Here is a 25,718-nt window from a genome sequence, read left to right as displayed (position 1 = left end):
ATGGTTGATTATGATGTAGAAATAAAGGAATCATTCATACAGAATCCCAAAAGCGAAGTGATAACTTATTCTTATTTAGGAATTGAACATCTGCAGACAATAACAGCAGCCATCACACAAACGACTGCCGTTGTTCTTTGAAGTAATGGGGAGTTTATTTCCAATATGTGGTAATATGAGGATAAAGGCTTAGGGGAGGCGTTTAAACTTGAAATTCGCTAAATTATCTCTTTTAAGTGGACTCATTGCTACTTTAATTATTTATATTTTGTCATTATTTCTAAACAGTGGCTTTAGTCAACGAATATCGGGCTGCATTGGTTTAATTCTAATAATCTCTACAATTATTACAAGTGGCGCACTGATATCAGGTGACCGCCAACGAGCTAATGATAATACAGAAACCACCAATGATAAAAAACAAAGGGACAGTATCTCTATAGCATGTTTTCTTGCAGCTATCCCGATTTTACTTCTTTGGGGATATCTAAAATATTTTAAGTGAAAAATCGATTGAGCTAGCAGGAAAACGATAGTTTAATCACGACACGACGGCAGCCAGCACGATTAGCTGCCGTTGTCCGTTGAAGCAGTACAATTTCTGAATTTGGAGAGTAATTGCTTTTTTATCATAGAATTAACAAAGTATCAGGAGTGAAAACCAATGGGTCTTGAAAGAAATAAATTCATTCAAATTACAATTTTTGTTTTACTTTTAAGCTGTTTCTCAGTATTAATATCGTTCATACTATCATTTTTTATTGGAGCGGCTATATTTTCTAATAAATTTGGCAACCCATATATTGGTGCAGTTTTTTATTACTTTTGGTGTGCCTTCCCAATCGTTTTGATTATGCCTTCTGTCTTTTATAAAAGATTAAAGGCAGGGGAGACTGGCAGCATATTGATAATATCCATCGTAAGTGGTACTCTGTTTTCTTTTTTCTCGTTATTTGTAATTCATCTATATTTGGACAATTTGGATTATTTCCCGTTAATTCAATCCTTTAGGGTCGGATACGCAGTTAAATTTGATAATTTAAGTTTATATTTTCTTGGAGTATTATTTTCAGCCAGTATTCTCGTAATAGGATTATTTTCAAGATTCAAATTTAGAAAATGTTGAACATCTACTTCCATTTAAGGAGTGGGGATCAAGATGGACATTCTACGCGGACAACGAGTAGTACCTTACCTTTTTTCGAAGTTATCCGGAGCAGGTATTGCAACTTTTCTTTTCATTTTATTCATGTTCATGAACACGGGATTCGATATGTATAAGACTGTTGAGGGTATTTTTAGTTGAAACTTTTGCACTTTTTCTATATGTATGGGATTGCCTGGCGATAGAGTGAAAAATTCTTATCCGGGCACGGGCACTGAGCTAACGGGAAACGATAGCTCAATAAAACAGCGTCAGTCTAGGACTTTATTTTCTCGTCAATGGCTAACGCTGTTTCTGTTATTTTAGTTAGTCTATTATTTATTTTACGAAGGATACCGATTTTGTAATTTAAAAACCCGCTTGGGATCAACAACTCCAATCTATAACTTCATTTTTCAACGAACACAAAACCCTTTAGACAGTCATAATGTGTTTTAAACTGGGTAAGGGAGTTAGTCAATGAACAAGATACCAGTAACAGGTTTTATATTTCACTCAAATGACTCATTATCAGATCATTCGCATGGATTGTATATTACCTCTTGGGATGGCAGGCCATATCTGCATCGGCACATGTTTTCAGGCATCACATCATTAAATGATGGGCATGTACACGAATACATTGGCATTACTGAACCAGCTCCGACAGGTGTCCCTCACTTTCATCGTTATCATACAATTACTTCTATGAATGACGGTCACACTCATATTATTGAAGGAGCAACAGGTCCAGCAATCGATCTTCCCACAGGCGGACATATTCATTATTTTGAAGGATTTACAACTGTAAATGGCATGCATCCACATACTCATCATTACAAAGGAACCACAGGAAATGAAGTTGGTTAAGCCACAACGAGAAACGAGAGCTAAATAAACAACAAGTGAAGGCAGCCGACGAAAAAAGATCGGCTGCCTTATCAGCTAACGGGCAGGATAGTGCAAAAAGATTTTTTTTATAATTTTTGAAACATATTGATAGAGGTCTCGTCTTAACCTTAAAGTACTTTACACATTTAGGGGTTGAGTTGATTGAAGTTTAAAATCTGGTTGTCTTTACTAATAGTTAGTCTTATATTTCTTGTTTCCCCAAAAAATGATGTGAATGCATTATCTTGTGTTAAGGTAGATGGGTATAAGGAGAGACTGGAGATTTTCGGAGGAGCAGTATATGGTGAAGTAATTCAGATTAAGGGAGATATCAAGCAAAAAGGTTTTTTTGGTCCTAAGGAGTATGTTAAATACATATTGGTTGATGTTGAAAGAAGCTGGAACATTGAGGTTCCCTCACAAATAATTGTGGCAACAGATTATTCTTGGGGGTTTCCGTTTGAAAAAGGAAAATCATACTTACTATATACAAAAAATCTCGACGGAGAGTTAGTGAATAGTCCTTGTGCTCCAGTTAAAGAAATACAGTCACTTAACCAGATAGACAAGCAATTTGGTGAGGGAATTACTCCAATAAATCAGGTGAATGTGGAATATAAAATGTGGTTTATGACGGTTAAAGACTATGATGTATTGATCTTGGGTGGCATCTTGATAGTGTGCCTTCTGATAATTGTATTCTATATCAAAAGACTCCGAAGAATGAAAGGAAATGATAAATGACACATAATAGGGCAGTACCTTTTTTACTACGAAAATTAACCTCGGACTAACTATTAAAGAACGATAGTTAAATAATCATGAAGAAACGGCAGCCGACATAAGGGCTGCCGTTTTCTCAACTAACGGGCAGGATAGTGTAATAATTGAAGAACTGTTCATTGTAAATTCGTCGGATAGTTGATATCATTTCTATTTTTTGCACAAGAACCGTTATTTTTATTTTAAAATAAAAAATTAAAAATATACAATAAATTAACATAATATTCCGAAAAGTATTGACCGTCTTTTCATATTTCGTTAATATTAAATTGGTATCGAATCAAACTCAATCATTTGTGGCATAAAACTATATTTCTTAAATAATGAATAATATAAAACCTCTAGACATGGTCGCTCATCCTTGAATGACCTTGATAGAGGTTTTATTAATCATATACGAATCTTGCAGTCAGCAATAATTCTACACTTACGTATCTATACTAGTAACTCTTTGCGAACGTTTATATGTAGTGGGAGGTAAGCGCGATGACGATGTCAAAGGTGTACAAATTCCGTTTAGCTCTTTTCTGGCGGCTATTCACCAACTATTTTATCGTAATTCTCGTACCGGTTATTGTCGCCTGCATTTTAGCTCATGTTCTTGTGATCCGCACGATTGAGAACGATGCCGAGAAGCTGAACGACGTCATCATTAGTCAATTTTCTAAGCAGGCGGATACAGCATTAGATTCGCTCAAAAGCAATATGATCAACATGCTAAGCTCGTCCAATTTAACGAGTTTGCTCAACATCGTAGATGAAACGCAAGAAAACCAACAGCGCGCGGAGCAGTTTCATGCTCTCAGAGAGCAGTTGAATAAGCTTCAATCAGATGAATTAGTATCAAATGTGTTCTTATACTTTGTCAATCACGACCTGGTAGTCGATGAAGATATATATACGGACAAAAGGTATTACTTTGATTTCAGTTATCCGTTAGATGAACAGCAGAGAAAGGCTTACCTGTCTCATTTAAATGGGAAAAAGATGATGGACTTTACCGATCCGAACACGCATGGCATGTCTGCTGTTATGAGCTATCCGTTTAACACCAATAATCCAGAGGTATATTTGGTCGTTGATTTCGATCAGGACAAGCTGAAGGGGTTGATCAGCAATCCAGAAAAATGGGTGACGGGAACATCAATTGTAAGCAGTCAGGGTTTCATTCTGAATCAGGTTGGACTGACAGAAAGGGAAGGGGCAGCCGTACTGGAGCATACACGCTCTAATTCCAAGGGCTCGCAATTTCTCATCACGAACGAAGTCGCAATGTCGCTTGTGAAATCCCGCTTTAACGATTCGTGGTATTACGTGACCATAGCGGATCTAGGTACACTGATGAAGCCTGCACATATTACACGGATGATCAGCTGGGCGTTTCTTTTCTTTTTCCTCGTCGTGGGCAGCATCATCTCATATTATTTAAGCCGACGTGTATACCGTCCGATTAAGGAAATAACAGAAGCGAATGAAGAACTGTCTCAAAGAGTGAGCGGGATGTCCCCCGTGTTGCATGAGCTCTTCATAACCAAGATGCTTATAGGCGAATATCGGGATGAGCTTACCATCGAAAATTATGCAAAGGAAATCGCGTTTGCATATAACAAGAATGCGATACGCACGGTTCTTTGCATAGCCTTTCATCATAATTCGGCCTATGAACAATTATCGGAGACCACGAAGTCATTCCTGTTCGTAGAACTCAAAGAACGTATATGCCATTCATCCCCATCACCGGTCTGGCTCTGCCAGACGAAGCCAGACGTCATGGCATGCGTCGTGTTGCATGATCCATTTCTGCACTTCGGCGCCGAAGAGGCAGGTAATATTATCAGCGTCGTTCTGGAACAGTACAGCCAATATTTCAAAGCAACGGTAGGCATCGGTAAGACGGTGAACGCCATAGAGGTGCTTCATGAGTCATATGAGCTTGCGCTTTCCGTGTTACAAAATCGGCGACTTGATTCCGATGTGGAGATATGCAGAGGACCATACGTATCGGATCGCGCGCATTGGGACAGCTTCTTATCTGTTCAGGATGTAAATCGCATCTTCAACCAATACAAGACGCGTGAATACGATAAGCTGCTGCAATTCGCGTTAGATATGCTGGAAGACGGCTTACGAAAGAATGTTACTGCCATCCAAATCAAATATTTATGTACCGACGTTCTCAATACTTGGATCCGTGCTATAGAAAACGAGCATGATGATTTTAATGTGCTGTTTTTTTCAAGGTTGTTCGAGCGGCTTGACCGCAGTATGACCAGCAATGAACTGAAGGACTGTTTCCTAGATATACATAGTGTCCTATTTCGGACTGAAGAGCCTGATCAGCGAACAAAGCAGTTTACTGAGATTTTAGAGTATATTCATGCGCATTATAATGAGGAGCTTTCGATCGAATATTTTGCTGGGCTCTTGAACATGTCCAACGGTCATTTCAGCCGCACCTTCAAAGATGAAGTAGGCGAGAAGTACGTGGAATATATAGCGAAATACAGGCTGAAGATGGCTAAGCAATTTTTACTGGAGACAGACTTTAAAATCGATGACATTGCGGAAAAGGTAGGCTACTGGGGACGCAACTCTTTTATTCGAACATTTCGCAAATATGAGGGCATTACACCGGCAAAATATAGGACGATTCATAATTAAAAAAAAGAGACTTCATTTTTTCCGAAGTCTCTTTTTTTTCTTCCATCCCCTCAATATAGCGTGGCAACCCTAGGATTACTGAACACGCAAAAAATGAGACGTTCGGTAATTATGTATCCTTTACGGAGGTGGGAGTAGACACTGTATAGTTAGGCTATCAACTGATGCATGTAATACTGCCGAGAGAGGTGAGTGGGTGATATGCCACAGCGAAATGTTATGTGGTACATGTTAAAGAAACACAGAGCACTATATCTACTAATGCTACCTGGGATTTTGTATTACATCATTTTTAAATATGTACCCATGTACGGAATCATCATTGCATTCCAAGACTACTCGATCGGTAAAGGGATTTTAGGCAGTAAGTTTGTAGGACTGAAGCATTTTATCGAATTCTTCTATGTAAATCCAGATTCCTGGAAGCTGATCCGAAATACCGTCATGCTTAACGTATATGATCTGCTATTTGGTTTTCCTGCACCGATTATCTTAGCCATCTTGTTCCACGAGCTTAAGAACAAAACATTCAAACGAATTGTACAAAGTATCAGCTACATGCCTCACTTTTTATCAACGGTTGTCATTGCCGGAATTCTCGTCACATTTCTTTCTCCTCAAACCGGGATAATCAATTTTTTTCTTGTCAAAATGTTTGGGATGGAGCCAGTCCTATTCCTAGGGTTACCTTCTTGGTTTCGAACAATCTATGTCAGCTCTGAAATTTGGCAAAAAATCGGTTGGGGAACGATTCTGTATTTGGCTGCCATTGCCGGTATTGATCCAACACTTTATGAAGCGGCTAAGATGGATGGGGCGAACCGATACCAACAGATGCGCCATATTACCTTCGTCGGCATGGTACCAGTCATGATCATCCTATTCGTCCTTACGCTTGGCCATTTTATGGAAACAGGATTCCAAAAAATATTGCTGCTTTATAACTCTATGAACTATGAAACTTCGGATGTAATCAACACGTTTGTGTATAGGCGCGGGATCTTGGATGCGGATTTCAGCTTCGCCACTGCGGTCGGGTTATTTCAGTCGGTGATCGGACTTATTCTTGTGATCTGTGCTAACCGTATTGCAAGAAAATATTCAGAAACGAGCTTATGGTAAAGGAGGAAGCCTATTGAAAATCAAAGAATCGCTGGCTTCAAGGGTATTTGATACCTTCAACTATGTAATCATGATCCTGTTGATGATCGTAATGATCTACCCACTGGTTTATATATTCAGCGCTTCGATTAGCGATAACGCCCTTGTATCAAGCGGGGATGTACTTCTCTTGCCTAAGGAGGTGACGCTAATTGCTTATAAGCAGTTGGTCACCAATCCAGATCTATGGATTAGTTATTGGAATACGATCCGTTATACGATCGTTCAAATGATACTAACCTTGCTAGTAACCTCGGCAATGGCTTACCCCCTTGCAAAGAAGTGGCTCCCTGGCCGTAAAATCATTCTGATGATGGCTGCTTTTACACTCCTATTTAGCGGTGGTATGATCCCAACGTTTCTCGTTGTACAAAAGTTGGGGATGTTGAATTCGATATGGGCCATTGTCCTGCCTTCACTGATTAGTACATGGTATTTGTTCATTATGCGGACGTTCTTTGAGGCATTGCCGGAAGAACTTGAAGATGCAGCGACGATCGATGGCTGTTCTTCGTTACAAGTACTGTTACGTATCGTACTTCCGCTATCTCTGCCGGTAATGATGACGATTGGCTTATTCACGGCAGTAAACCAGTGGAACGCATTCTTCGACGCGCTCATTTACTTGAACGAACGCTCAATGTATCCGTTGCAAATTATGCTCCGAAACATTCTTGTAGCTGGAACTACAATTCAAGGTGAAGGGGATCTAAGCCTGCTGCAAACAATGAAGTACGCCATCATCATCATTGCCACGCTTCCGATTCTATGTGTATATCCATTCATTCAGAAATACTTCGTGCAGGGAACCATGATTGGCGGCATTAAAGGATAGTTCTAGATTCTACGGAATCTATCGCTATAGATGGAATGGATGTTTTTCACCATAAAAGGGAGGTTTTCAAATGAAAAAAAGAACTATCGGAACAGGATTGACTACGGTTATGCTCATGGGTATTGTAGCAGCAGGCTGCTCGAACGAACCGAATAGTACTCCCGCAGCAGGAGAAACAAAGAAACCAGACGAGTCAAAGAAACCAATCACTTTCACATGGCTGGCCTACGACCGCCCGGAAGGAAAAGTGCGCCAGGACTGGGATATTTTCAAGGAAATCGAAACAAAGACCGGCGTTAAGGTAGAGTTTCAAGTGGTTAGTCAGGAAGGTTTAAAGGAAAAGAAGCAAATTATGATTGCGACAAATTCAGTCACGGACTTCATTCAGGTAGATACCTTAGAGGGAAGACAGCACGGTCCGGATAAAGTGTTTTTGAACTTAAAAGATTACTTGGATAAGTCACCAAACCTAAAGGCGTTCTACGACAAATACCCAGAGGCCAAAGCAGTTGCAACTGGCGTTGATGGTGGTATTTATACGGTTCCTGTCATCGAAGGCGACGCGGAAGGGAAGGGCTTTAACTTCATCTGGTATACACGTAAGGACATTATGGATAAGTACGGACTTAAGGCTCCGACATCCGTGGATGAATTTTACCAGTTCCTTAAAACGCTAAAAGACAAACAGCCAGATACCTACCCGCTCATCAATAATGCGCTAGTCGGCGACACGGGGTTATTTACGACTTTCGGCAGAGCTTTCACCGGCATTCAAGGCTTCTTTAACGTCGACCCATCCAATGATAAGTACGCGTTTGCTCCTTATCATAAAGGATTTAAGGATTCACTTGTTTTCTTGAATAAATTGTTTAACGAGAAGCTGTTAGATCCTGAATTCTCAATGATTACGCAAGCACAGTGGGAAGAGCGACTTCTTAAAGGCAAATCACTTGTCACGTATTTCTGGAAGGCTGACTTGGAGACGCTCATGGACAAAGGGCGTAAAGCAGGCATTGCGGATTACACACTCGATGCAATTCCTCAGTTTGCTGCAGACGGCATCAAGAACTACCAGTTCTCCCGTTCGGTTGTTGGTGCTACCGGCCGGGCAATCTCAGCAAAGGTCAAAGACAAGGACAGAGCGGTTCAATTTCTTGACTACTTACTGGGAGCAGAAGGCTCCAACTATTTATCGTTGGGAATAGAGGGCAAAACCTATACGATGGAAAACGGTAAACCTGTCTACAATAAAGATTTTGGCGCTTCACCATTCACAACACTACGCAAGGATTGGGGCGTTTGGTACGACATGGTTACACTTGATAATGCCAAATCTCGTGAGGTGTGGGAGCGTGGCTTAAGCGACAAGAGTAAGGATATTAACAAGAGATACGAACCATTTATTATTCCGGCACCTAAACAGATTGTTAAGACAAGTGATGAGTTGGAGCTGGAGAAATCGAAGCTAAACAACCTAAACAAATACCTGGAACAGAAGCTAACCGAATTCGTCTCTGGTAAAACTCCGATCAACGATAAGACGTATCAAGAATTCATCGATCAGACAAAGAAACTCGGAGCTGACGAATTGCTAGCCATGTACAATGCTTCCTATTCGCGCACATACGGGAAGAAATAATCATTTTTGTAATGAAGTGAACATTACTTAATCACCGGATCGGAGGGAATCTTATGGCTGAAGATTTCAAAGTTATTGATGTGGATGTCCATAATGAACAAAATGATATAGATTTGCTACCGTATCTGGCTGAACCTTGGCGTTCACGGGTAGCGGCAACTGGCATTGGATATGCAGGTTCTGGCTACTATTCGCCTGTAGGTGTCATGAAAAAGGATGCCATTCCTGCCGGTGGTGGTAAAGCTGGCTCAGACCCTGATTTGATGATTAAGCAGCTGCTCGAGGGCTACAATGTTGAATACTGCGTGCTAACCGGGGTTGTGTACAATATTTCGACGACGCACGATCCCGACTATGCAGCAGTGATTTGTTCAGCTTATAACGACTATTTGATTGGTGAATGGCTTGGTAAGCATAAGGCGTTCAAGGGCGCCATGGCTGTCGCTACTCAAGACCCTTATCTTGCAGCGAGAGAAATCGATCGCGTCGGGGGGCATCCCGATATCGTTGAAGTGATGATTTCTAGTGCGGCTCGTTCGCCGCTCGGACAGCGATTTTATCATCCAATCTATGAAGCTGCGGAGCGAAATGGTTTACCTATTGCGATTCATCCTGGTGCAGAAGGTGGGGGCAGCTCTACGGCCCCTACTGCAGCAGGTTATCCTTCTCGATACATCGAGTGGCATACATGCTTGTCGCAAATGTTTATGGCGCATCTCGTCAGCATGGTATGCGAAGGTGTGTTTGAGAAGTTCCCGAGATTGAAAGTGGTGCTTACAGAGGGGGGGATAGCGTGGCTGCCACACCTGATGTGGAGGTTGGATAAGAACTACAAGGCTTTACGTTCCACTGTCCCTTGGCTTAAGAAGTTGCCCAGTCAGTATATTCGAGAGCATTGCTATTTAACTACACAGCCCATTGAGGAACCGGACAATCCACAGCATTTGATAGATTTGTTCAATATGATTGATGCCGAGAATATGATTTTGTATTCGAGCGATTATCCGCATTGGGACTTTGATTCGCCAAGTATGATTCTGCGGAGACTAAAACCTGAGGCGAAACGTAAAATTTTTTACGAAAATGCTAAAAGCCTTTATAATCTTTAACTCACGGAGGAATTTATGACGGTACATTATGTGCTTGATATAGATGCTGTCTCCGAAGGCGGACATGCCGTCGTTACGATCGAAGGGAAGAGCATTGGCATTTACCGGATAAACAACGAATATTTCGCATTAAACAATTATTGCCCCCACCAAGGGGCGCCGATGTGTGCAGGACTCGTTTCTGGTACTACGCTTCCTTCGGACGTATATGAATATGAGTATGGTAAAAATGGCGAAATACTCCGCTGCCCTTGGCATGGCTGGGAATTCGATATTCGAACAGGTAAATCTTTATTTAGTGACAAGATTTGGGTAAAAACGTATAAGGTGAATGTGCAAGATGGCAAAGTTGGTGTTGAACTAGTAAGGAAGTAGGCAACGAGAATACAGAATATGAGGAATCAATTGGAACTGAAGGAAAAAGGAATTTACGGTTTACCACTATTGTTGGTGACATATGAAATGGACGTACTTATTGGTAATTATCAATATAGGAATAAAGGTATAGCTACTCAAGCAATTAAATTACTCCAGGTATACCTTAAGGAAAACACGCAAGTACAGAGGATTGTTTTGAAGCTATTAAAAGAAAACCTTCTTTTAATGGGTTACAACTATTCAGCTTGACCTCACGATTACGCTATCGGTGAACGATAAATCAATACAGAGCGAATGGAGGCTGCCGGAACAAACGGCAGCCTCCATTACGTATATGCTCTTAATTAACTGCGGGATCAATATTAACCGAAATGGGGAATAAGAATGAGACAGTAGCATCCTCTGGAAACGTGGATGTAAGAATGCCATAGTTCTTGACTACTACAGCAACTGTTGAGAATATGGAAGGGGAAACGTTGCTAATAAGAGTCGTATTGATGAACCGAAGTATATTTGGCGGTTCTGGACTGTCAATTATAACCGTTGATGTGGGACCAAAGGTTCGATATAAACCTTTAAACGTATAGTCCGCAGAGTTACCATTAGGCAGGTTGCTAATTTGAATAGTTCCTACATCAAACGACTCTACCTCATCTGCATATAATTGAACTCTGCCTGTGCTGGAGGTTCGTAACCCATTGTTCGAAGAGCGAATGTAATCGATATCTCCGATAAAATTGGCATCATTAGCAAGAAGAATACCAAATCCGGTGATAAGTCCCGTTCCATTTTCAATCCTGCTACCCTTTACCTGCAAAGTACCGGTGGACATAGCAATGGCTGCTGTATCCATTAGCGTTACACCGCTCGCTACAGTAAGCACATCGAAAAAGAAGTTTGAAGATGCTGTAGAATTATATTGAAGACAAGTACCAGCCACTCTCATTTCGTTGATATGCGCCTCTAGAAATGCCGTGTCCGAAACAATAATTCCTGCATAATCCGTACCGCCCTGTATTAAATCGCCGACGATTCGGGCTGCAACATTTCCTCCCAGCGCAATGATAATACGTTCTGAGTCGGGCTGAAACACTGAAATCTCGACAAATGTGAGCGTTACGCTGCCTGAGCTCGCCTCCAATGCCCGTGTGCCAAGTTGAATTTTTTTTATGTTGCCATTAAAAGTCCCTCCGGAAACCACGATTCCTGTAGAGGAGGGTGCAGAGGGGTTGAATATAAGCTCTCCATCTATTTCAAGATTGCCATCTATAACTCGTATCATTTGCGATGAAAAGAAAGCAGCCATCCGATCGAATCGAATGATGGCGTTGCCTGTTTCTTGAAGAATTAAGCTAGTTCCCGCAAAAATAGGGTCTGGGTTCACTGTGCTGGATAGCTCATTTACGTAACAACGCAGATTGGGGTTGCCGCCGCCGGACGATAGATGGATGCAGCTTCCAAATGCAGAGATCACATTAACATTCGCATCGACTTGACCATCGACTAAAAGTAAGGCTGTCTTTAAGCCGCTGCCGGTATCGTTGGTGTTGATGCGATCTCCGATCATATTCAAATTGCCACCGCTCTCCACAGTAATAAGTCCGTTAACAGAGCCGGTAATCTCTTGGAAATTGAGAAATAAGATGCCATTATTGGCCACGCGTACTGCCGGAACCGTCTGTCCATTGGTCGACATCTGCATAACTGTCAGCTTGTGACTGCCCCCATTTACTTGAATACAGCCAGACTCGCTGGAAATAAGATCTACCTGCAATCTCATTTGACCGCCTTGAAGATCGATGGCGGGGCTCATTGTCTGGAAGGAGTTCATAGTTTTGGTATGGATAACTGCCTCTCCATTTAGCATTAAAATACATGCATCTTGACTAAATATTCTATCAAAATCACCCGTGAATTGAGCAGACCCGCCAAGAAAGAGTGTTGGAGCTCCTTGATTAATCACGACCAAAATAAATGAATCCAAACTAATCGAACCGCCTTGGATAGATACCCCTTTAGAAACGCCTACTAAAGCTAAGGAGTAACTGATAAAGCTTCCGGCAAATACAGGAGTGACATCTATAATGAGCCCGGAATTGGCCTGTATGATTCGGGTTCGCATGGTGATAACCGACAATTGGTTCGGAGCACTGTTGTTCACCAAGACAGCCCTGCCACCACTAGTGATCATCGTGGCTTCGAGATTCACGCTTATCGGTTCTGTCCCCGTAAACATGATGAGGTCATCTGTACCGCTGGTATCATTTGTAATTTCAAAAGCTTTCATAAATAACGTACCACTCGAAATTACAAGAGCAGAACCTCCGATGAAGCCGTTCGTGATACTCTCCTGGACGTTAATGGTGTAATTGCCTCCTCCGGTGAGATTGATCGTGATGCCGACCGTATCACTCATGGATTCACAATCAAAGTGGATCGTGCTGGCACCGGTGCTTTGGAGAATGGAACTGCCAGCAACTGTTGCTGCATTGCTCAAAAACAGACCCTCACCAAGTACATCAAAATCAATCGTGCTTCCTAGATCATCAAAAAGATTTGCAACTGCTGTGACGATGGCTCCCTTTTCAAATACCCAACTGATCCCGTCTTTAGCCAAATTCGTCTCTGTATAGGATCCGGGACGTACTATGATTGTTGTGCCCGAAGGAGCGGCAGCCACAGCCGCAGCTGCCGTTTGCCAAGGTTTTGTCATATCATCAAGCATGGCCGTTGCGTTGTTACCATACATAGAATCGACAAATGCCGTCTGATTTACAAGTAACTGAGAAGGACCTGTTGCACCTGTTGCACCTGTTGCACCTGTTGCTCCTGTAGTTCCTGTAGCACCTGTAACTCCTGTAGCACCTGTAACTCCAGTAGCACCTGTTGCACCTGTTGCACCTGTTGCACCTGTTGCACCTGTTGCTCCTGTAGTTCCTGTAGCACCTGTAACTCCTGTAGCACCTGTAACTCCTGTAGCACCTGTTGCACCTGTTGCACCTGTTGCTCCTGTAGTTCCTGTAGTTCCTGTCGCACCTGTTGCTCCAGTAGCACCTGATGTACCAGTGGCTCCAGCAGCACCTGTCGCACCAGTCGGACCTGTTCGCCCCCGTTTATCATGATGTTGATCGTCATCAACATCAAATTCAATTTTTATCTTATCTCCGTTGTAAACCTTTATTTTCACTTCCACAACGCATTTCCAATCAATACTTTCTAGAAAGGTCTTGAGTTCATCCTTTCTTTCATCCTCATCTTCGTCTTTATTGAAAGACAGCTCAAATTTATCCCCATATAAATAGTTTATTTCAATCTCTTTGATTTTTTTGATACCTATGGACTCAATGGCTTTCTTAACTAGAATAACACTCCCCATAAATGCGGTACCTCCTTTTGAATCTCTATCATACTAATATATGACTATAAAAAGATGTCTGATTGGACGAATCCAATAGACTTTCCGACACTATCATGTAAGCTAATGGCAGTTTAGTTCAGATCAACACTACGGTAATCAATCGGAGATCTACTGCGACGTAAAGGGAAGGATATTTGTAAGACGAAACTTATACAAGGTGTGAGCGTTTAACTTTATAGATGATGTAAGAAAATGTAATAGGGAGCAATTTCATGAAAAAACTAAGTTTGTGTGTTTTTTTGTTGCTCTTATTAAGTACCTGTTCAAGTAGAGAGCCAATTGAGGATAAAATAATTTTTCAGTCCGAGGGTGAACAATGGAAAGCCACAATTCAGAAAAAAGTTATTGAACACGATGGAACGCATTTTTTTAATATTATGTATAAATACAACCGGTGATTTGGATGATCTTCACGAAGTAGAAATGATTTCCTTTGCACAAGGGACTGAATTTGGAACACAAATAATAAATATTTATGATCCGTCTTATAAAGCGAAACTGATAAACAAAGGAGAATATCAGGAAGAATACGAGGAGAAGTACGGGATTATTATTGATGAAATCAAAAAGCGAAATACGAATGAATTTATCATCGAATATGCCTTGATGGAATCTGACAATGATTTTACTACATTAGATGTTATAGAGGAGGACAGAGTAACAATCGTTATTAACTGGGAAACCCATGGAAAAAAATATGAAGATAAGATAAAATAGGTTGTTGAGCTAACGGGAGAACGTTAGTTCATTTCACTACTGCTTGTTATTGTGACTAAAAATAAAGACTGAAGGGACGTACATTGTTCCCACCAGTCTTTTTATATAACGTGCAGATTAACGTTTAGAAATATTCAGTTAAGTAGGCATGACAACCTATACGGTTTAGATAATCTTTTAAGTTAACCTACATACAAAGTAAATGTTCTCATATTTTTTATTTCACACAGATTGTTGAGAAGAACTTTGTAGTGTCGATTGAGCTTGACTAATCATTGTTTGAGCTTGTGCTATTTCATTTGATGCTTGCTTTAGAGCTTCTTCACAAAGTGTAGGATTAGCTGCTGATTGTTCAATAGCTTGACTAATAAGACTTTTAGCAAGTGTTGTTGCTGCTTCTGCTTTCTTCAACTGGTTTGGATCAATTTGTTGTGCCAATTTTCGAACCTCCAAGATAATGTATTTGTACTAAACAACTGTTATATAATTTTCGATTAATGGTGATTTTATGTACGGGAAAACGATTTAATCTTAGTAAGGTGCCGTTGCAGCCTTTTGTTCATCGTAAAACACAATATAAGATTAACTTGGAGATTCCTGACTATAATATCCGGGTTTTCTGCTTGCTGAAGAAGTCGAATAAGAGATATTCAAAGGAGGTCTGGATTTCTGATGAGGACGAATGCCAATGAAGATAGAGAAATCATTATGAGCCATCAAACCAAAGCACAGTGGCATCGTCGCGGGGAGGAATTACTGCAATGGATAGATCGAGACAAAAAGCGCAAACAGGCGAAAATGACCACTCTGTTTGAAGATGTCCAGGTGGATCAGCAATTGTTTCCCGCGTTGACATCCCTTAAGCAGAAAGACATAGCGACTGAGTTTTCTTGTGCGGGAGTTAGCCCGCTAGATGAGCCAGAAGACCATTCCCTATATGCGTATATTACAATCATAGCCTCAGAGCAAGCTGAGCAATTCATACAATTAACCATGAAGCGTATGCGCCATCGAGTATTAGTATCCTTTGAACCAGCAAGGAATCGATTTGATCTTTCATCCTTTTACATAGGCCATAACCGTTCTTTTTGCCGATTACTTCAGGAAAGTGCGGAAACGTTTGAATATAAACCGTTAAATCTACCCTGAAATCTCACATAATAGAGAAATAAATAATGGCAAGCTTTTCGGTAGCCAGTTCAACTAAAGGGCAGTTTAACGCAATAGATGATTATCAACTAGAGGCTGCCGAATAAACCGGCTGCCTTTCTCAACTAAGGCAGGATAGTTCAATAAAGTAATATTGAGAATTAATTATGGAGGTCTAGGATGGCTATAAAAATCATTGGACGAGAACAAACCCGTATCATAGGAATGAAACTGGAAACATTACTGCAAGACACTAGAGAGCAAATGATAATTCCAACACTCCAACAATCTTTCAATGAAAGATTAGAAGAGGTAAATGGTACCGTAGGATTTCCGATTACATATGGAGTTTTCATTGACCCGCCAAATTATAATCCTAATACTGATCTGTTTACATGGATAGCTGGCGTTGAAGTTAAACATGATGTAGAACCGCCAGTAGACATGATTTCATACGAACTTCCTAAAGCGACATATGCTGTTTTAGAATACCAAGGAGACATTGACAGAGCTGGTGATGCATATGGGGAGTTGTATGAATGGATAAAGAATTCAGAGTACGAACAAGCAGGAACTCATGGGTTCGAGATGTATTCGAAGATACATTCACCATTAGAACGTGGAAGTGCAGATTTTTTGTTACATTTTCCAATAAAGAGGAAGTAATCGACTAAATTCCAAGGTCAGATTCATTCTGCTAAGACCGAGCTTAAGGCCTGGAAAAAGTATCGGCGGAAGCTTAGGTGTTAGACCTAAGGCGCAGAAAGGGGAGGTACATAAAAATGAAGATAATCACCGCCACCCCCTCAAGGGATAACAAGTACCAAGGCCAAGGACCCAGATAATTAAGAAGCGTATCACCGGACGGTTTTTCTGCGACGAACAGGTAGTTTCCTCCTGTTATCCAATTTACAGGGATGATGACTACCAAAAGACCGTTCATAAACAGAAGCACTCTCCAAATCGAACGCCACGTTGGCCGATAGCCATGTACCCAGGTCATATACAAGGCAACCCATACAATGGCGCCATGACCGATAAAAAAGTAAAAATAAGTGAAATGGGGAAATCCGGACAGGATGGCCGCCGGTGTCAGCAATGCCTGTATGGCACCGCCGGCACCTGCAAAGTATAAAAATTCATAAATCCGATAAAATGGAAAAAGCAGTATGACGATGGTCAAGATGTAGCTGATACTGCATAGCTGAAGGGGAAGGGACTGCTCAATGGAAAATTGTTCGAAATAAAAATACCATCCGTACAGTAAGACTTCAAACCCGATGAGGAGTGTGCAAAGTCCAAACCTGGTTCTTTTCTTCCAGGCGTCTTGGCGAAGCGAGTTTTTAAACCGATATAGCAGCAGAACCAGTAAAGCTATTCCAACAAGCGGAAGAATATGTTGTGGAGTAAACATGGCAAAAGGATACTCCGTTTCCGAAAACCAGTCCATAAAAATCCCCTTCCTTTTAATTGGAAATGTATGTAGCTATTCTGCGAACTATTTTATCCATACTTGAAATGATACAAATCTGAATGACATACAAAAACATTGGGTGTATAGCTTTCAATGTAATTATTACTGGATTAAACTAACGGTGAACTCTAGTTCAATCAAACAAGGAGCAGTTAAGCCCCCGCGGCAGCTGCTCCTTGTTTTCATTCATTAAGCTATTGGGCAGGATAGCGGAATATCAGGCTATATATCGAGTTTCAAAACCATTAATACCCATAATATGGTATAATAGGAATCTAAAATGCAGAACTAATCCATAATAGGAGTGAAGAAATGTATTTCAACAAAAAGCTAATTATTATGGTGAAGATTTGTTTATTCATGTTCACTTTTCTGCTTATAAGTGCATGTAGTCAAACAGAGAAATATGAAACCATTGAAGTTTTTGCAATAGAAACACTTGATGATAATCAAAATGATAAAGGATTCTTTGAAAGAACGGGTTACAAGATAGTGAATGCAATAACCACTATTGAGGAAGGGAAAACCCATAAGAAATCGGATATTAAATCTATTGAGGATTTTTATGATATGGAAGGTAATTATATACAAACAGAAATAATCCATTCCTATGCAAACAAATCTAAGCTGTTGCTTACTGAAGAAGGAAATACCCTTAAAGGAAAACTTCAAGATCCCTCCACAATCCTTATAACCTCTGACCATGCAATGAATTTAAAATTAAATAATATGACACAGGAAGAAAAAGCACAGGTGAAAGAACATGTGCTAGCTTTTATGGAAAAGCTTTAAGAAACAAATCATTTTATGTGAATCACCCATTATATGTTGCGTCAAAGTAATGGTACTTAATTCCAAATCAAGTTAGCAAACGCAAGTTCAATAAAACAATGATTGTGATAAAAAACGGTCAATAATCATCCTTTTAAATTATTTATTTCCGTCACTATAAAAGGTAAGGCTTTTTTTATATATTGTTCTGCTGAAAGTGAACTATTATTCTCCCAATCCACAGATGCTCCGTAACCTATCGTAATGCTTCAAGTGTTTCACAATGCTTTCTAATATTTCTTCTGTAATGGAGGCATCCATTAACAATTTTCTTGTCCGAATAATAGGTGGATCTACTTTCATCTCTTCCATATTTATCCCTCTCTTTTCTGTGAATAGACAACAATTTAATTTGTTTGTTGTTTAGGCGATAAAACACCAATACTGATGATTGAGAATAAATGAAATCTACTTTAGAATCAATCGAGTATACAACATCCATTGTTTAAACAAAAGATGTTGGATTAACTGGATGAGTAAGTCAATCTCTTCAAAAGTAAGGTAAATATAATCGTATATATTTTCTTATCGATGAAATGCATATAAAGACTAACTTATCTAAAACAACTAAGAAGGAAGTGTATGAATATGACACAAAAAGTGATAAATAGACAAGAAATTCTTGATGCGTTTAATTTTAGACGTGCTATAAAAAGCTTTGATCCAACTAAAAAAATCTCAGAGGAAGATTTTAATGTAATCTTAGAAGCAGCCCGACTTTCTCCGAGCTCATGTGGCATTGAACCATGGAAATTCCTCGTTGTCCAAAATCAGGAATTCAGAGAAAAGTTAAAAGAAATTTCTCCAGGCGCACAAGGTCATCTGCCAACTGCGAGCCATTTCGTTATCATTCTTTCCAGAACAAGCAAGGATACAAGGTACGACTCAGAATATGTAAAAAATCACTGGCTTAATGTTTGGGGTGTTCCAGATGAAAAATCCGATCAAATAATAGAGGGTATTAGAAATTTCCAAGTAAACCAACAAAATCTGTTTGAAAATGAGCAAAAAGCGTTGGATTGGGCTAAAAGACAAACCTTTCTTCCCTTTGCCAATATGATGACTGTAGGAGCGTTACTAGGAATTGACTCTTGTCCAATAGAAGGATTTTATATCGATAAGGTAGAAAAACTCCTTGCGGAAGAAAACTTACTAGAGGATGGTCACTTAGCTGTTTCGGCTATGGTCGCATTTGGATACCGAGCAAATGAGCCTGTATTCCCTAGAGGAAGAAAAGACATGAAGGATATTGTGCAGTGGATTAGTTAATGATTGCAGACAGGTTGGTAAGAGAGTTCTTTTATAAAAAACAGATGCCCTTTGATTCTTGTCTTTTTACTTTTTTGTATAAACTTTTTTGTCCTTGGGCATTTATTGAGAACTGTAGAAACCATTCTACAGTTTTTTTCGTTCTTTAACGAAATGGCCCTTTTGTTAAATAAGAAGACAAACATGAAGGGTACATTCCGCTGAGAATTGGAGCGTTAGGAGCATTCAATGGATTGAACTAACAGTGAACTATAGTTGAACAACTTAAAAGGCTGCCGCGTGCAGCCTTTTTGTGCTAACAGGAATAGGATTCATCACATTAGGCGGTAGGTAGATATGGTGAAGTTCGTGATGTAACAAAGCAATTCATAAGAAATGTCAATTTTCATATATGGTATGATAGTAACGATTACATAAATTTACAAGTGGAAAGGTGATGTGATGCGTTATATCAGAGCCTGGAGTTTTGTCTTAAGGAAGAGTAGATTCGATTAACCCCAACTATAAAGAGAGACACGATGGTTTTGGTTGGCTAAATGCGCGGGAGTGGTTCGAAATGGTCGACATTCATTATCGCCATCACCTGCGCCAGAAGGCCGAACTCGAACAAATGCTAGAAATTTAATGTCAATTTTAAATGGAGAGGGTGTACAGATGAGGACTTTAGGATCAATGAATGTGGATGTTATTACGCTGTTTGTTGAGGATATTCAGAAAGTTAAGGCGTTCTATCAAGAAGTATTCGGAATTCAAGCTGTATATGAAGACGAGGTTTCTGCGGTTTTTAATTTCGGGAATATGAGCGTGAACCTCCTGGACATTTCCGAGTCATATGAATTGATGAAGCCGGGAACGATCGCAACACGTGAATCCGGATCCCGATTCCTGCTAACCATTCGAGTGGATGAAGTGGATCCAATCTGTGCTGAATTAGAAAAATACGGGGTTGCTCTTCTTAACGGTCCGATCGACCGGCCGTGGGGAGTACGAACGGCTTCATTCATTGATCCAGCAGGACATACATGGGAGATTGCGCAACAATTGGCATAGAGACAGAGTTTGAACATAGAGCTAACGCAGAACGATAGTTAAAATAATGGAGCAGATTGCCTCAGCCAGTAGCTGTTCCTTTTTTATTGAAGTAACGAGCTGGTTTGTTCATATATTATAGAAAGGAGTAGTTATATGAATTTTAATATGAAAGAAGCAATTGAGGTTCTGGAACGTACACCACAAGCATTGGAGTTTTTTTTATCTGGTATATCTGATACATGGTTGAAATGCAATGAAGGCGAAGGAACCTGGAATGTCTCTGAAGTAATTGAACACCTTATTGAGTTAGAGGAAGATACTTGGATACCAAGGTTAGAATATATTCTTCAGGAAGGTGAAAGTAAACCATTCCCCTCATTTGATCGCTATTCTCATTTAAATGAAATATCATCGATTGAACAAAAGTTACTTGAATTTAAAACGCTTAGAACACAAAATCTAACCAAACTTAAGGTTCTTATTGAAACTGAATTGAATCTTGAATTGACAGGTTTACACCCTAGATTAGGTGTAGTGAAGTTAAGAGAATTACTTTCTACCTGGGTTGTTCATGATTTAGCGCACATTGCTCAAATCGTACGGGTAATGGCCGATAGATACAGGGCGGACATTGGGCCTTGGAAAGAATATATAGGTATATTAAAAAAGTAATGTTAACATGTGAAACATCATTTCCCTGGAAACAAGAAATTTAGTCATTCAACGAACGCAGAACGTTTATTCAATAAGAAATCAGGGCGATGCTGCCGGCGTAAAGCGCGGATTAATTCAATGTTTTAAAAAAGGAGATGGAATCTCGTGGCGTCCCTTCATTTAATGGTTGGTCTCCCATGTAGCGGTAAGACTACTTTGGCTCGTCAACTCGAAACGAAATACTCTGCACTTCGCCTTACTCCCGATGAATGGCATATCCGTTTATTTGGGCATGATTTCGGGGATAACATGACGGAGTCTGACGAAACAAAGCATGACTCTAGACATGATTCTGTGGAATCCCTAATGTGGGAAGTGGCATCTAGAGTTTTAATTCTTGGTGTTGATGTTATTCTGGATTTTGGGTGTTGGGTTCGAAGTCAACGAGACGAGTTTCGTTCTCGAGCTAATAAGCTTGGGGCTGACTTTATAATTCATTTTGTTGATGTGCCTGAAGAAGTATTGTTTGAACGTCTAGAAGCTAGAAATGTGATGAACCCAGAGGGAACTTTTTTTATACCCAAAGCTAAACTCAAAGAATGGATTCAAATTTTCGAGCCACCTTCACCAGAGGAACTTGAAACTTCCGCCGATTAAACTAACGCAGAACGATAGCTTCATAACAAGATCTAGTTGGCAGCCGGTGATAAATTCGGTGGCCTATTCCGCTAACGGGCAGATTAGTGGAGTGAAATTGAAAATTACTTTACAAGAGTAATATTACTAGCATTGACGGGATGTATAGATAAGGGCAAGCTCCTATTCGAGGTAGTCAGATTGCTTAATAATCCACTTTTATTGAGGTCTTCTATTCTGGAGGTAAAATGAAAATTCATATAATTATCTCTCTTTTCCTTCTGGTAATAATAGGGTGTACTAGTACAAACAAAGCATTGACCCTTGAGCAAGTATTAGCAGCTTTTCAAAATGAGGGAATGCAACTCAATAAGGCAGATGAAAATGCAGAGAACATATTCCAGCAAGGAATAAACGGGGTAACCCCGAGCTATTACGAATTGTCAGACGGCGTAATTCATTTTTATATATTCAAGTCAGAGAAAGAACGGATAAAAGGTCATGAAGACTTTTACAATAGACCTGTTGATTTTGTAAAACACAAAGCGTTCATTATAAATAATGTTTTAATTTTTTATGTCTATGGGAAGAATCAAAGCAACGAAATGGATGAAAAAATTAAAGTTGCTATCACAATCCTGAAATAACTAATTATCTAGTAAGATGAACGTAGAGTAAGGGATTTAACTAATGGCGAACGATAGTTCAATTTGTTGTCGCGGCGACCATCCTAAGCTAATGAGAGGATAATGCAACGCAGCCTAATTCAGTTAACGTGTGTATGTAATCAAGGTTGGTTGTTTGTCGGGGTTCACAACTACGCTGAACCAACCTCAATAAAAATGCTTAAAGGTAAGTAGGCCGAAACAATCCAGTTAGGCGAATTGACGATCTCGCTGATCTTAAGATCCACAACAACGGAACATAGGTGATAGGACTCCTCCCGCGTCAGATTATAGGTTTGCACAAGATGATCTATCATATATCTGATTGACTGCTTTGCTGCCTCCATTAAGTCAGGTTCGATACCAGTCGTAGCAAAATAGCCTTTGGTGTCAGCTTTTGTAAGTGGACTAGGCGAAATAAATTGAGGTGTAGGAATGGTATGACCTTTACGGAGCTGAAATCGCATTGTGACCTGCATAGGTGCCTCGATGCCGGTGATGCAGACCTCGCCATCACCTTGAGCAGCGTGGCAGTCTCCGGCAGAGAAAAGGGCACCGGTCACATATACCGGAAGGAAGAGTATGGAGCCTGCCACTAGATGGCGAATGTCCATGTTTCCTCCTGAATTTCGAGGCGGAGTTGTGTCATGCGGACCAGATTCGGCAGGCGCGACACCCATACAGCCGCAGAACGGTTCCAAAGGAATGCGAATTCCTGGCTTGAAATCGGAATAATCTTCCTTCAGCTCCCATAGGGTGATATAATCCGTGAACTCGCCTGGCAAAAGACCACCGAACGGAATACAACGGGTCCATCCCCAACCCTTGTGTTGAAACCCTAGAATCTCCACGTCGATACTGTCTCCCGGTTCTGCACCCTCAATGAAAATGGGGCCTGTTAATGGATGTCCTTTCGCTTCCCTCGGACCGAGCATTTCTTCGATAGGACGATCCGGTCGGATATAACCGTCTGATGCTTCCCGGCAATCCATAGTAACCATGTCGCCAGGCTTAATCGTTAACCTCGGTTTGAGCGAGTTCTCCCAAGTGAGGTGAACTATAGAATCATCGAGAACTGAACGTTGGTTTATAGCGTCAAAGTATATAATGAAGAAAATAATTACTAATGGGGTGTTAGGATAGGAGTGTTCCAGTGAAAAATCTGTTGTTTATCATTACGACACTGTTCTTTATATTTGGTTGTTCGTCTTCAACCATTAATCCAGGGGTAACGGTGACTCAGAACCAAACCGCTACAAGTGAAATTACAGGAAAAGATGTTAATGAAAAATCTAGTTTAAAAACCATCAACGTTTCTCTATACTCCTCTAAACATTCTGTAAAGTCGCAACCAATGCTAGTGACGGTGATTTCCGAACGTAATGAAATTATGGAATACGATTCAAAGCTAAAAATGCGAGAAGCTGTAGAACTTCCGATTAATGATGTTACTGAAGTGTATTATTTACAACTTGAATACGTGAAAAATGATGTATCTGAATATAAAGATATTGTCTATGTAAGGGGCTCCGAAACCAAAACTTATTTTAAAGAGATTAAGATGCGGTCGGAATATAACTATGATAAATTTGATGATTCCGTAAAAAAACTACTTTTACATTCCATTGGGACAAAGGGTTGGTATCAATTATCTAACCAATTACCGATATAATTACAGTTTATTTTTCAACTTCTGCTTAATTATAAGACTGACAATCATGACAATCCTAAATCGTGCTATTTTGTTATGCTAACGGTGAAAGAGAGTTCAATAACAACAAGAGGCAGCCGACCCTATTGGAGCGGTTGCCTTTTCTCAACTAACGGGTGCTTACCACAAGATGGGCTTGCGGCCGCGACCATCTTTTTCGTTGTTCAACCAAGGGGGGTTGGTGGAAGAGGGGATTTGAAACGTTTTGGAAGAATTTCAATTATTGAAAGGACTTCTCTGAAATAATCTTTTCTAAAAAATTGGAGGTTCTTGTGAAATCAAGAAGTGATAAAAAATTTGCTTTTGGATTGGTTAACTTCATTTGATTATTTCGGCTGATCGGTACCTATCTGTACTTTAATTTAAAGGCAAGAATCCTGTTTTAAATAAAAGGGGCTTTTTTCCAAGTAGGGGAACGTTTCCTTACGTTAAAGTATAGGTTGAAAGGAAGGAAGAAGTGTGGGGTAAATAGCAGATGGGGGTGTGTTAGTTGGATGAAGAAACCAGATTTAAAGTAAATAAGGATTGGGCAGAGCGATTTGATTGTGATATTTCATCAATGACTATTCCGAACGTCATAGTTCGTGAACACTCCAAGACTTTGAAAGGATATAATGGTATTTATTGCTTTTTTAATGGAACGACAAGCATTATATCGTCTCCCACTAAGTATACCTCATATATAAAAAGGGCCATCAGTGGTAGACATCCTATGGAAACTTTTGATGCGAATTTTCTTGTAAAGTCAATTGATATAGGTAAATACAAGGTTATTGGTCCTGCATTTCAGGGATACATGGATAGGGCTTCATTTCTTGAAGCATCTTCCCTTGAAGTCGTAGAACTTGTAACTTCAAATCAACTATCTCTACTTAATGATTTACGTAAATCTTGCTCTGAAACAGAGTGGGAGCATAGCTCCATAGAAATCAATAGACAACCAATACTAGCAAGGATATCTGATGAAAGAATTGTAGCAGCAGGTTCTTGGAGAGTAGAGGAATCTGGTTTTCTTAGCGTATGTATTTTAAGTCACCCAGATTATCGAGGTAAAGGACACGCCAAAGCAGTTGTAAGTGCTTTAACTAGGAAAGGGTTAGAAGATGGTTTCACGATGCATTATCAAACTTTAATGTCCAATAGTTCGTCAGTAGCAATTGCTAAATCGCTGGGATTTGAGCAATTAGCTTGTACTTTGGCTATAAGGATTCTTGAGTAATTCTTGGATTGGTTTTAGTCGGTAATTAATTTAAGTGGTTAGTTATTCTAGTTTATAAATGAGGGAAATGGCACAATAGCTTATTAATTTACAGTTCCACTTGTTGTGAAGAGTGATTATCCGCCTGCCGAAGTAATTCTTGATTATATCTATGTTCTAGGGGTGGGATGGAGAATAAATAATATTCCGATTAATTTCAAGTAGGGTGTTAAAACACGTAACACCTAATTCAGCTTAGTTCCGTTCCGCTAACGGAAAGTGGAACAATTGTTCAATAAGAAATCAAGAAGAGGCTGCCGGCAAAAATAGGCAGCCTCGTTAAAGTAACGGGCAGGATGCTTC

The 25,718-nt window shown here is 40.1% G+C and carries 25 protein-coding genes; 21 read left to right on the top strand and 4 right to left on the bottom strand.

The window, feature by feature from the left end; genetic code table 11:
• Window positions 1-208: 208 nt before the first annotated feature.
• The 10 genes from AC58QG_RS03225 to AC58QG_RS03180 all read left to right on the top strand — a co-directional run bounded on the left by AC58QG_RS03225 (window position 209) and on the right by AC58QG_RS03180 (window position 10,850).
• Window positions 209-505 (top strand): DUF5316 family protein, encoded by a 297-nt coding sequence (locus tag AC58QG_RS03225; RefSeq protein ID WP_497360662.1) that lies wholly within the window; start codon window positions 209-211, stop codon window positions 503-505.
• Between the two features lie 1,119 nt (window positions 506-1,624).
• Entirely contained in the window at window positions 1,625-2,014 is a 390-nt protein-coding gene (locus tag AC58QG_RS03220) for a YmaF family protein (RefSeq protein ID WP_497360661.1), read from the top strand.
• Window positions 2,015-2,197: 183 nt separating this feature from the next.
• Window positions 2,198-2,779, top strand: a complete 582-nt coding sequence (locus tag AC58QG_RS03215; protein ID WP_497360660.1) for a hypothetical protein — start codon at window positions 2,198-2,200, stop codon at window positions 2,777-2,779.
• Between the two features lie 525 nt (window positions 2,780-3,304).
• The gene (locus tag AC58QG_RS03210) at window positions 3,305-5,479 is read left to right on the top strand and encodes a helix-turn-helix domain-containing protein (protein ID WP_497360659.1); all 2,175 of its coding nucleotides are present in this window, start codon (window positions 3,305-3,307) and stop codon (window positions 5,477-5,479) included.
• Window positions 5,480-5,698: 219 nt separating this feature from the next.
• Window positions 5,699-6,601 carry an ABC transporter permease gene (locus tag AC58QG_RS03205; protein WP_497362768.1) on the top strand — a complete coding sequence of 301 codons (903 nt, stop codon included), beginning with the start codon at window positions 5,699-5,701 and terminating at the stop codon, window positions 6,599-6,601.
• A 13-nt stretch (window positions 6,602-6,614) separates the two neighbouring features.
• Complete coding sequence (locus AC58QG_RS03200) at window positions 6,615-7,475, top strand: carbohydrate ABC transporter permease (protein WP_497360658.1); 861 nt, start codon at window positions 6,615-6,617, stop codon at window positions 7,473-7,475.
• Window positions 7,476-7,545: 70 nt separating this feature from the next.
• A complete protein-coding gene (locus AC58QG_RS03195; RefSeq protein ID WP_497360657.1) occupies window positions 7,546-9,114 on the top strand; it encodes an extracellular solute-binding protein in 1,569 nt (522 codons plus the stop codon).
• A gap of 53 nt (window positions 9,115-9,167) precedes the next feature.
• On the top strand, window positions 9,168-10,223 hold the full coding sequence (locus AC58QG_RS03190) for an amidohydrolase family protein (RefSeq protein WP_497360656.1): 1,056 nt from the start codon (window positions 9,168-9,170) through the stop codon (window positions 10,221-10,223).
• Window positions 10,224-10,238: 15 nt separating this feature from the next.
• The gene (locus tag AC58QG_RS03185) at window positions 10,239-10,598 is read left to right on the top strand and encodes a Rieske (2Fe-2S) protein (protein WP_497360655.1); all 360 of its coding nucleotides are present in this window, start codon (window positions 10,239-10,241) and stop codon (window positions 10,596-10,598) included.
• A gap of 30 nt (window positions 10,599-10,628) precedes the next feature.
• Window positions 10,629-10,850 (top strand): hypothetical protein, encoded by a 222-nt coding sequence (locus AC58QG_RS03180; protein WP_497360654.1) that lies wholly within the window; start codon window positions 10,629-10,631, stop codon window positions 10,848-10,850.
• A 91-nt stretch (window positions 10,851-10,941) separates the two neighbouring features.
• Here the strand turns inward: AC58QG_RS03180 and AC58QG_RS03175 are convergent, their stop codons facing one another.
• Window positions 10,942-13,977 carry a hypothetical protein gene (locus tag AC58QG_RS03175; protein WP_497360653.1) on the bottom strand — a complete coding sequence of 1,012 codons (3,036 nt, stop codon included), beginning with the start codon at window positions 13,975-13,977 and terminating at the stop codon, window positions 10,942-10,944.
• A gap of 351 nt (window positions 13,978-14,328) precedes the next feature.
• Between AC58QG_RS03175 and AC58QG_RS03170 the strand changes: the two genes are divergently transcribed.
• Window positions 14,329-14,736, top strand: a complete 408-nt coding sequence (locus AC58QG_RS03170; protein WP_497360652.1) for a hypothetical protein — start codon at window positions 14,329-14,331, stop codon at window positions 14,734-14,736.
• 222 nt (window positions 14,737-14,958) lie between these two features.
• Here the strand turns inward: AC58QG_RS03170 and AC58QG_RS03165 are convergent, their stop codons facing one another.
• On the bottom strand, window positions 14,959-15,174 hold the full coding sequence (locus AC58QG_RS03165; protein ID WP_497360651.1) for a hypothetical protein: 216 nt from the start codon (window positions 15,172-15,174) through the stop codon (window positions 14,959-14,961).
• Between the two features lie 234 nt (window positions 15,175-15,408).
• On the opposite strand from AC58QG_RS03165, the gene AC58QG_RS03160 reads away from it, so the two are divergent.
• Window positions 15,409-15,885 (top strand): hypothetical protein, encoded by a 477-nt coding sequence (locus AC58QG_RS03160; protein WP_497360650.1) that lies wholly within the window; start codon window positions 15,409-15,411, stop codon window positions 15,883-15,885.
• Window positions 15,886-16,065: 180 nt separating this feature from the next.
• A complete protein-coding gene (locus tag AC58QG_RS03155) occupies window positions 16,066-16,551 on the top strand; it encodes a GyrI-like domain-containing protein (protein ID WP_497360649.1) in 486 nt (161 codons plus the stop codon).
• A gap of 73 nt (window positions 16,552-16,624) precedes the next feature.
• On the opposite strand, the gene AC58QG_RS03150 is transcribed toward AC58QG_RS03155, so the two are convergent.
• A complete protein-coding gene (locus AC58QG_RS03150; protein ID WP_497360648.1) occupies window positions 16,625-17,335 on the bottom strand; it encodes a YwaF family protein in 711 nt (236 codons plus the stop codon).
• A gap of 336 nt (window positions 17,336-17,671) precedes the next feature.
• Between AC58QG_RS03150 and AC58QG_RS03145 the strand changes: the two genes are divergently transcribed.
• The 6 genes from AC58QG_RS03145 (at window position 17,672) to AC58QG_RS03120 (ending at window position 22,428) form a co-directional block, all read left to right on the top strand.
• Window positions 17,672-18,151, top strand: a complete 480-nt coding sequence (locus AC58QG_RS03145) for a hypothetical protein (protein ID WP_497360647.1) — start codon at window positions 17,672-17,674, stop codon at window positions 18,149-18,151.
• 627 nt (window positions 18,152-18,778) lie between these two features.
• Window positions 18,779-19,459 carry an NAD(P)H-dependent oxidoreductase gene (locus tag AC58QG_RS03140; RefSeq protein WP_497360646.1) on the top strand — a complete coding sequence of 227 codons (681 nt, stop codon included), beginning with the start codon at window positions 18,779-18,781 and terminating at the stop codon, window positions 19,457-19,459.
• A gap of 654 nt (window positions 19,460-20,113) precedes the next feature.
• Window positions 20,114-20,509: a VOC family protein gene (locus AC58QG_RS03135; RefSeq protein WP_497360645.1), complete on the top strand. Its 396-nt coding sequence runs from the start codon at window positions 20,114-20,116 to the stop codon at window positions 20,507-20,509.
• Between the two features lie 135 nt (window positions 20,510-20,644).
• Entirely contained in the window at window positions 20,645-21,163 is a 519-nt protein-coding gene (locus AC58QG_RS03130; protein ID WP_497360644.1) for a DinB family protein, read from the top strand.
• Window positions 21,164-21,310: 147 nt separating this feature from the next.
• Entirely contained in the window at window positions 21,311-21,802 is a 492-nt protein-coding gene (locus tag AC58QG_RS03125) for a P-loop nucleotide/nucleoside kinase family protein (RefSeq protein ID WP_497360643.1), read from the top strand.
• A gap of 227 nt (window positions 21,803-22,029) precedes the next feature.
• Window positions 22,030-22,428, top strand: a complete 399-nt coding sequence (locus AC58QG_RS03120; RefSeq protein ID WP_497360642.1) for a hypothetical protein — start codon at window positions 22,030-22,032, stop codon at window positions 22,426-22,428.
• A 170-nt stretch (window positions 22,429-22,598) separates the two neighbouring features.
• On the opposite strand, the gene AC58QG_RS03115 is transcribed toward AC58QG_RS03120, so the two are convergent.
• Entirely contained in the window at window positions 22,599-23,507 is a 909-nt protein-coding gene (locus tag AC58QG_RS03115; protein ID WP_497362767.1) for an acetamidase/formamidase family protein, read from the bottom strand.
• A gap of 92 nt (window positions 23,508-23,599) precedes the next feature.
• Between AC58QG_RS03115 and AC58QG_RS03110 the strand changes: the two genes are divergently transcribed.
• Window positions 23,600-24,118, top strand: a complete 519-nt coding sequence (locus AC58QG_RS03110; protein ID WP_497360641.1) for a hypothetical protein — start codon at window positions 23,600-23,602, stop codon at window positions 24,116-24,118.
• Window positions 24,119-24,647: 529 nt separating this feature from the next.
• Window positions 24,648-25,376: a GNAT family N-acetyltransferase gene (locus AC58QG_RS03105; RefSeq protein ID WP_497360640.1), complete on the top strand. Its 729-nt coding sequence runs from the start codon at window positions 24,648-24,650 to the stop codon at window positions 25,374-25,376.
• Window positions 25,377-25,718 lie beyond the last annotated feature (342 nt).

It is taken from the genome of Paenibacillus sp. J22P169, from assembly GCF_059691995.1.
Note: the sequence above shows the minus strand (reverse complement) of the source record. Positions and strands in the feature narration are given on the sequence as shown.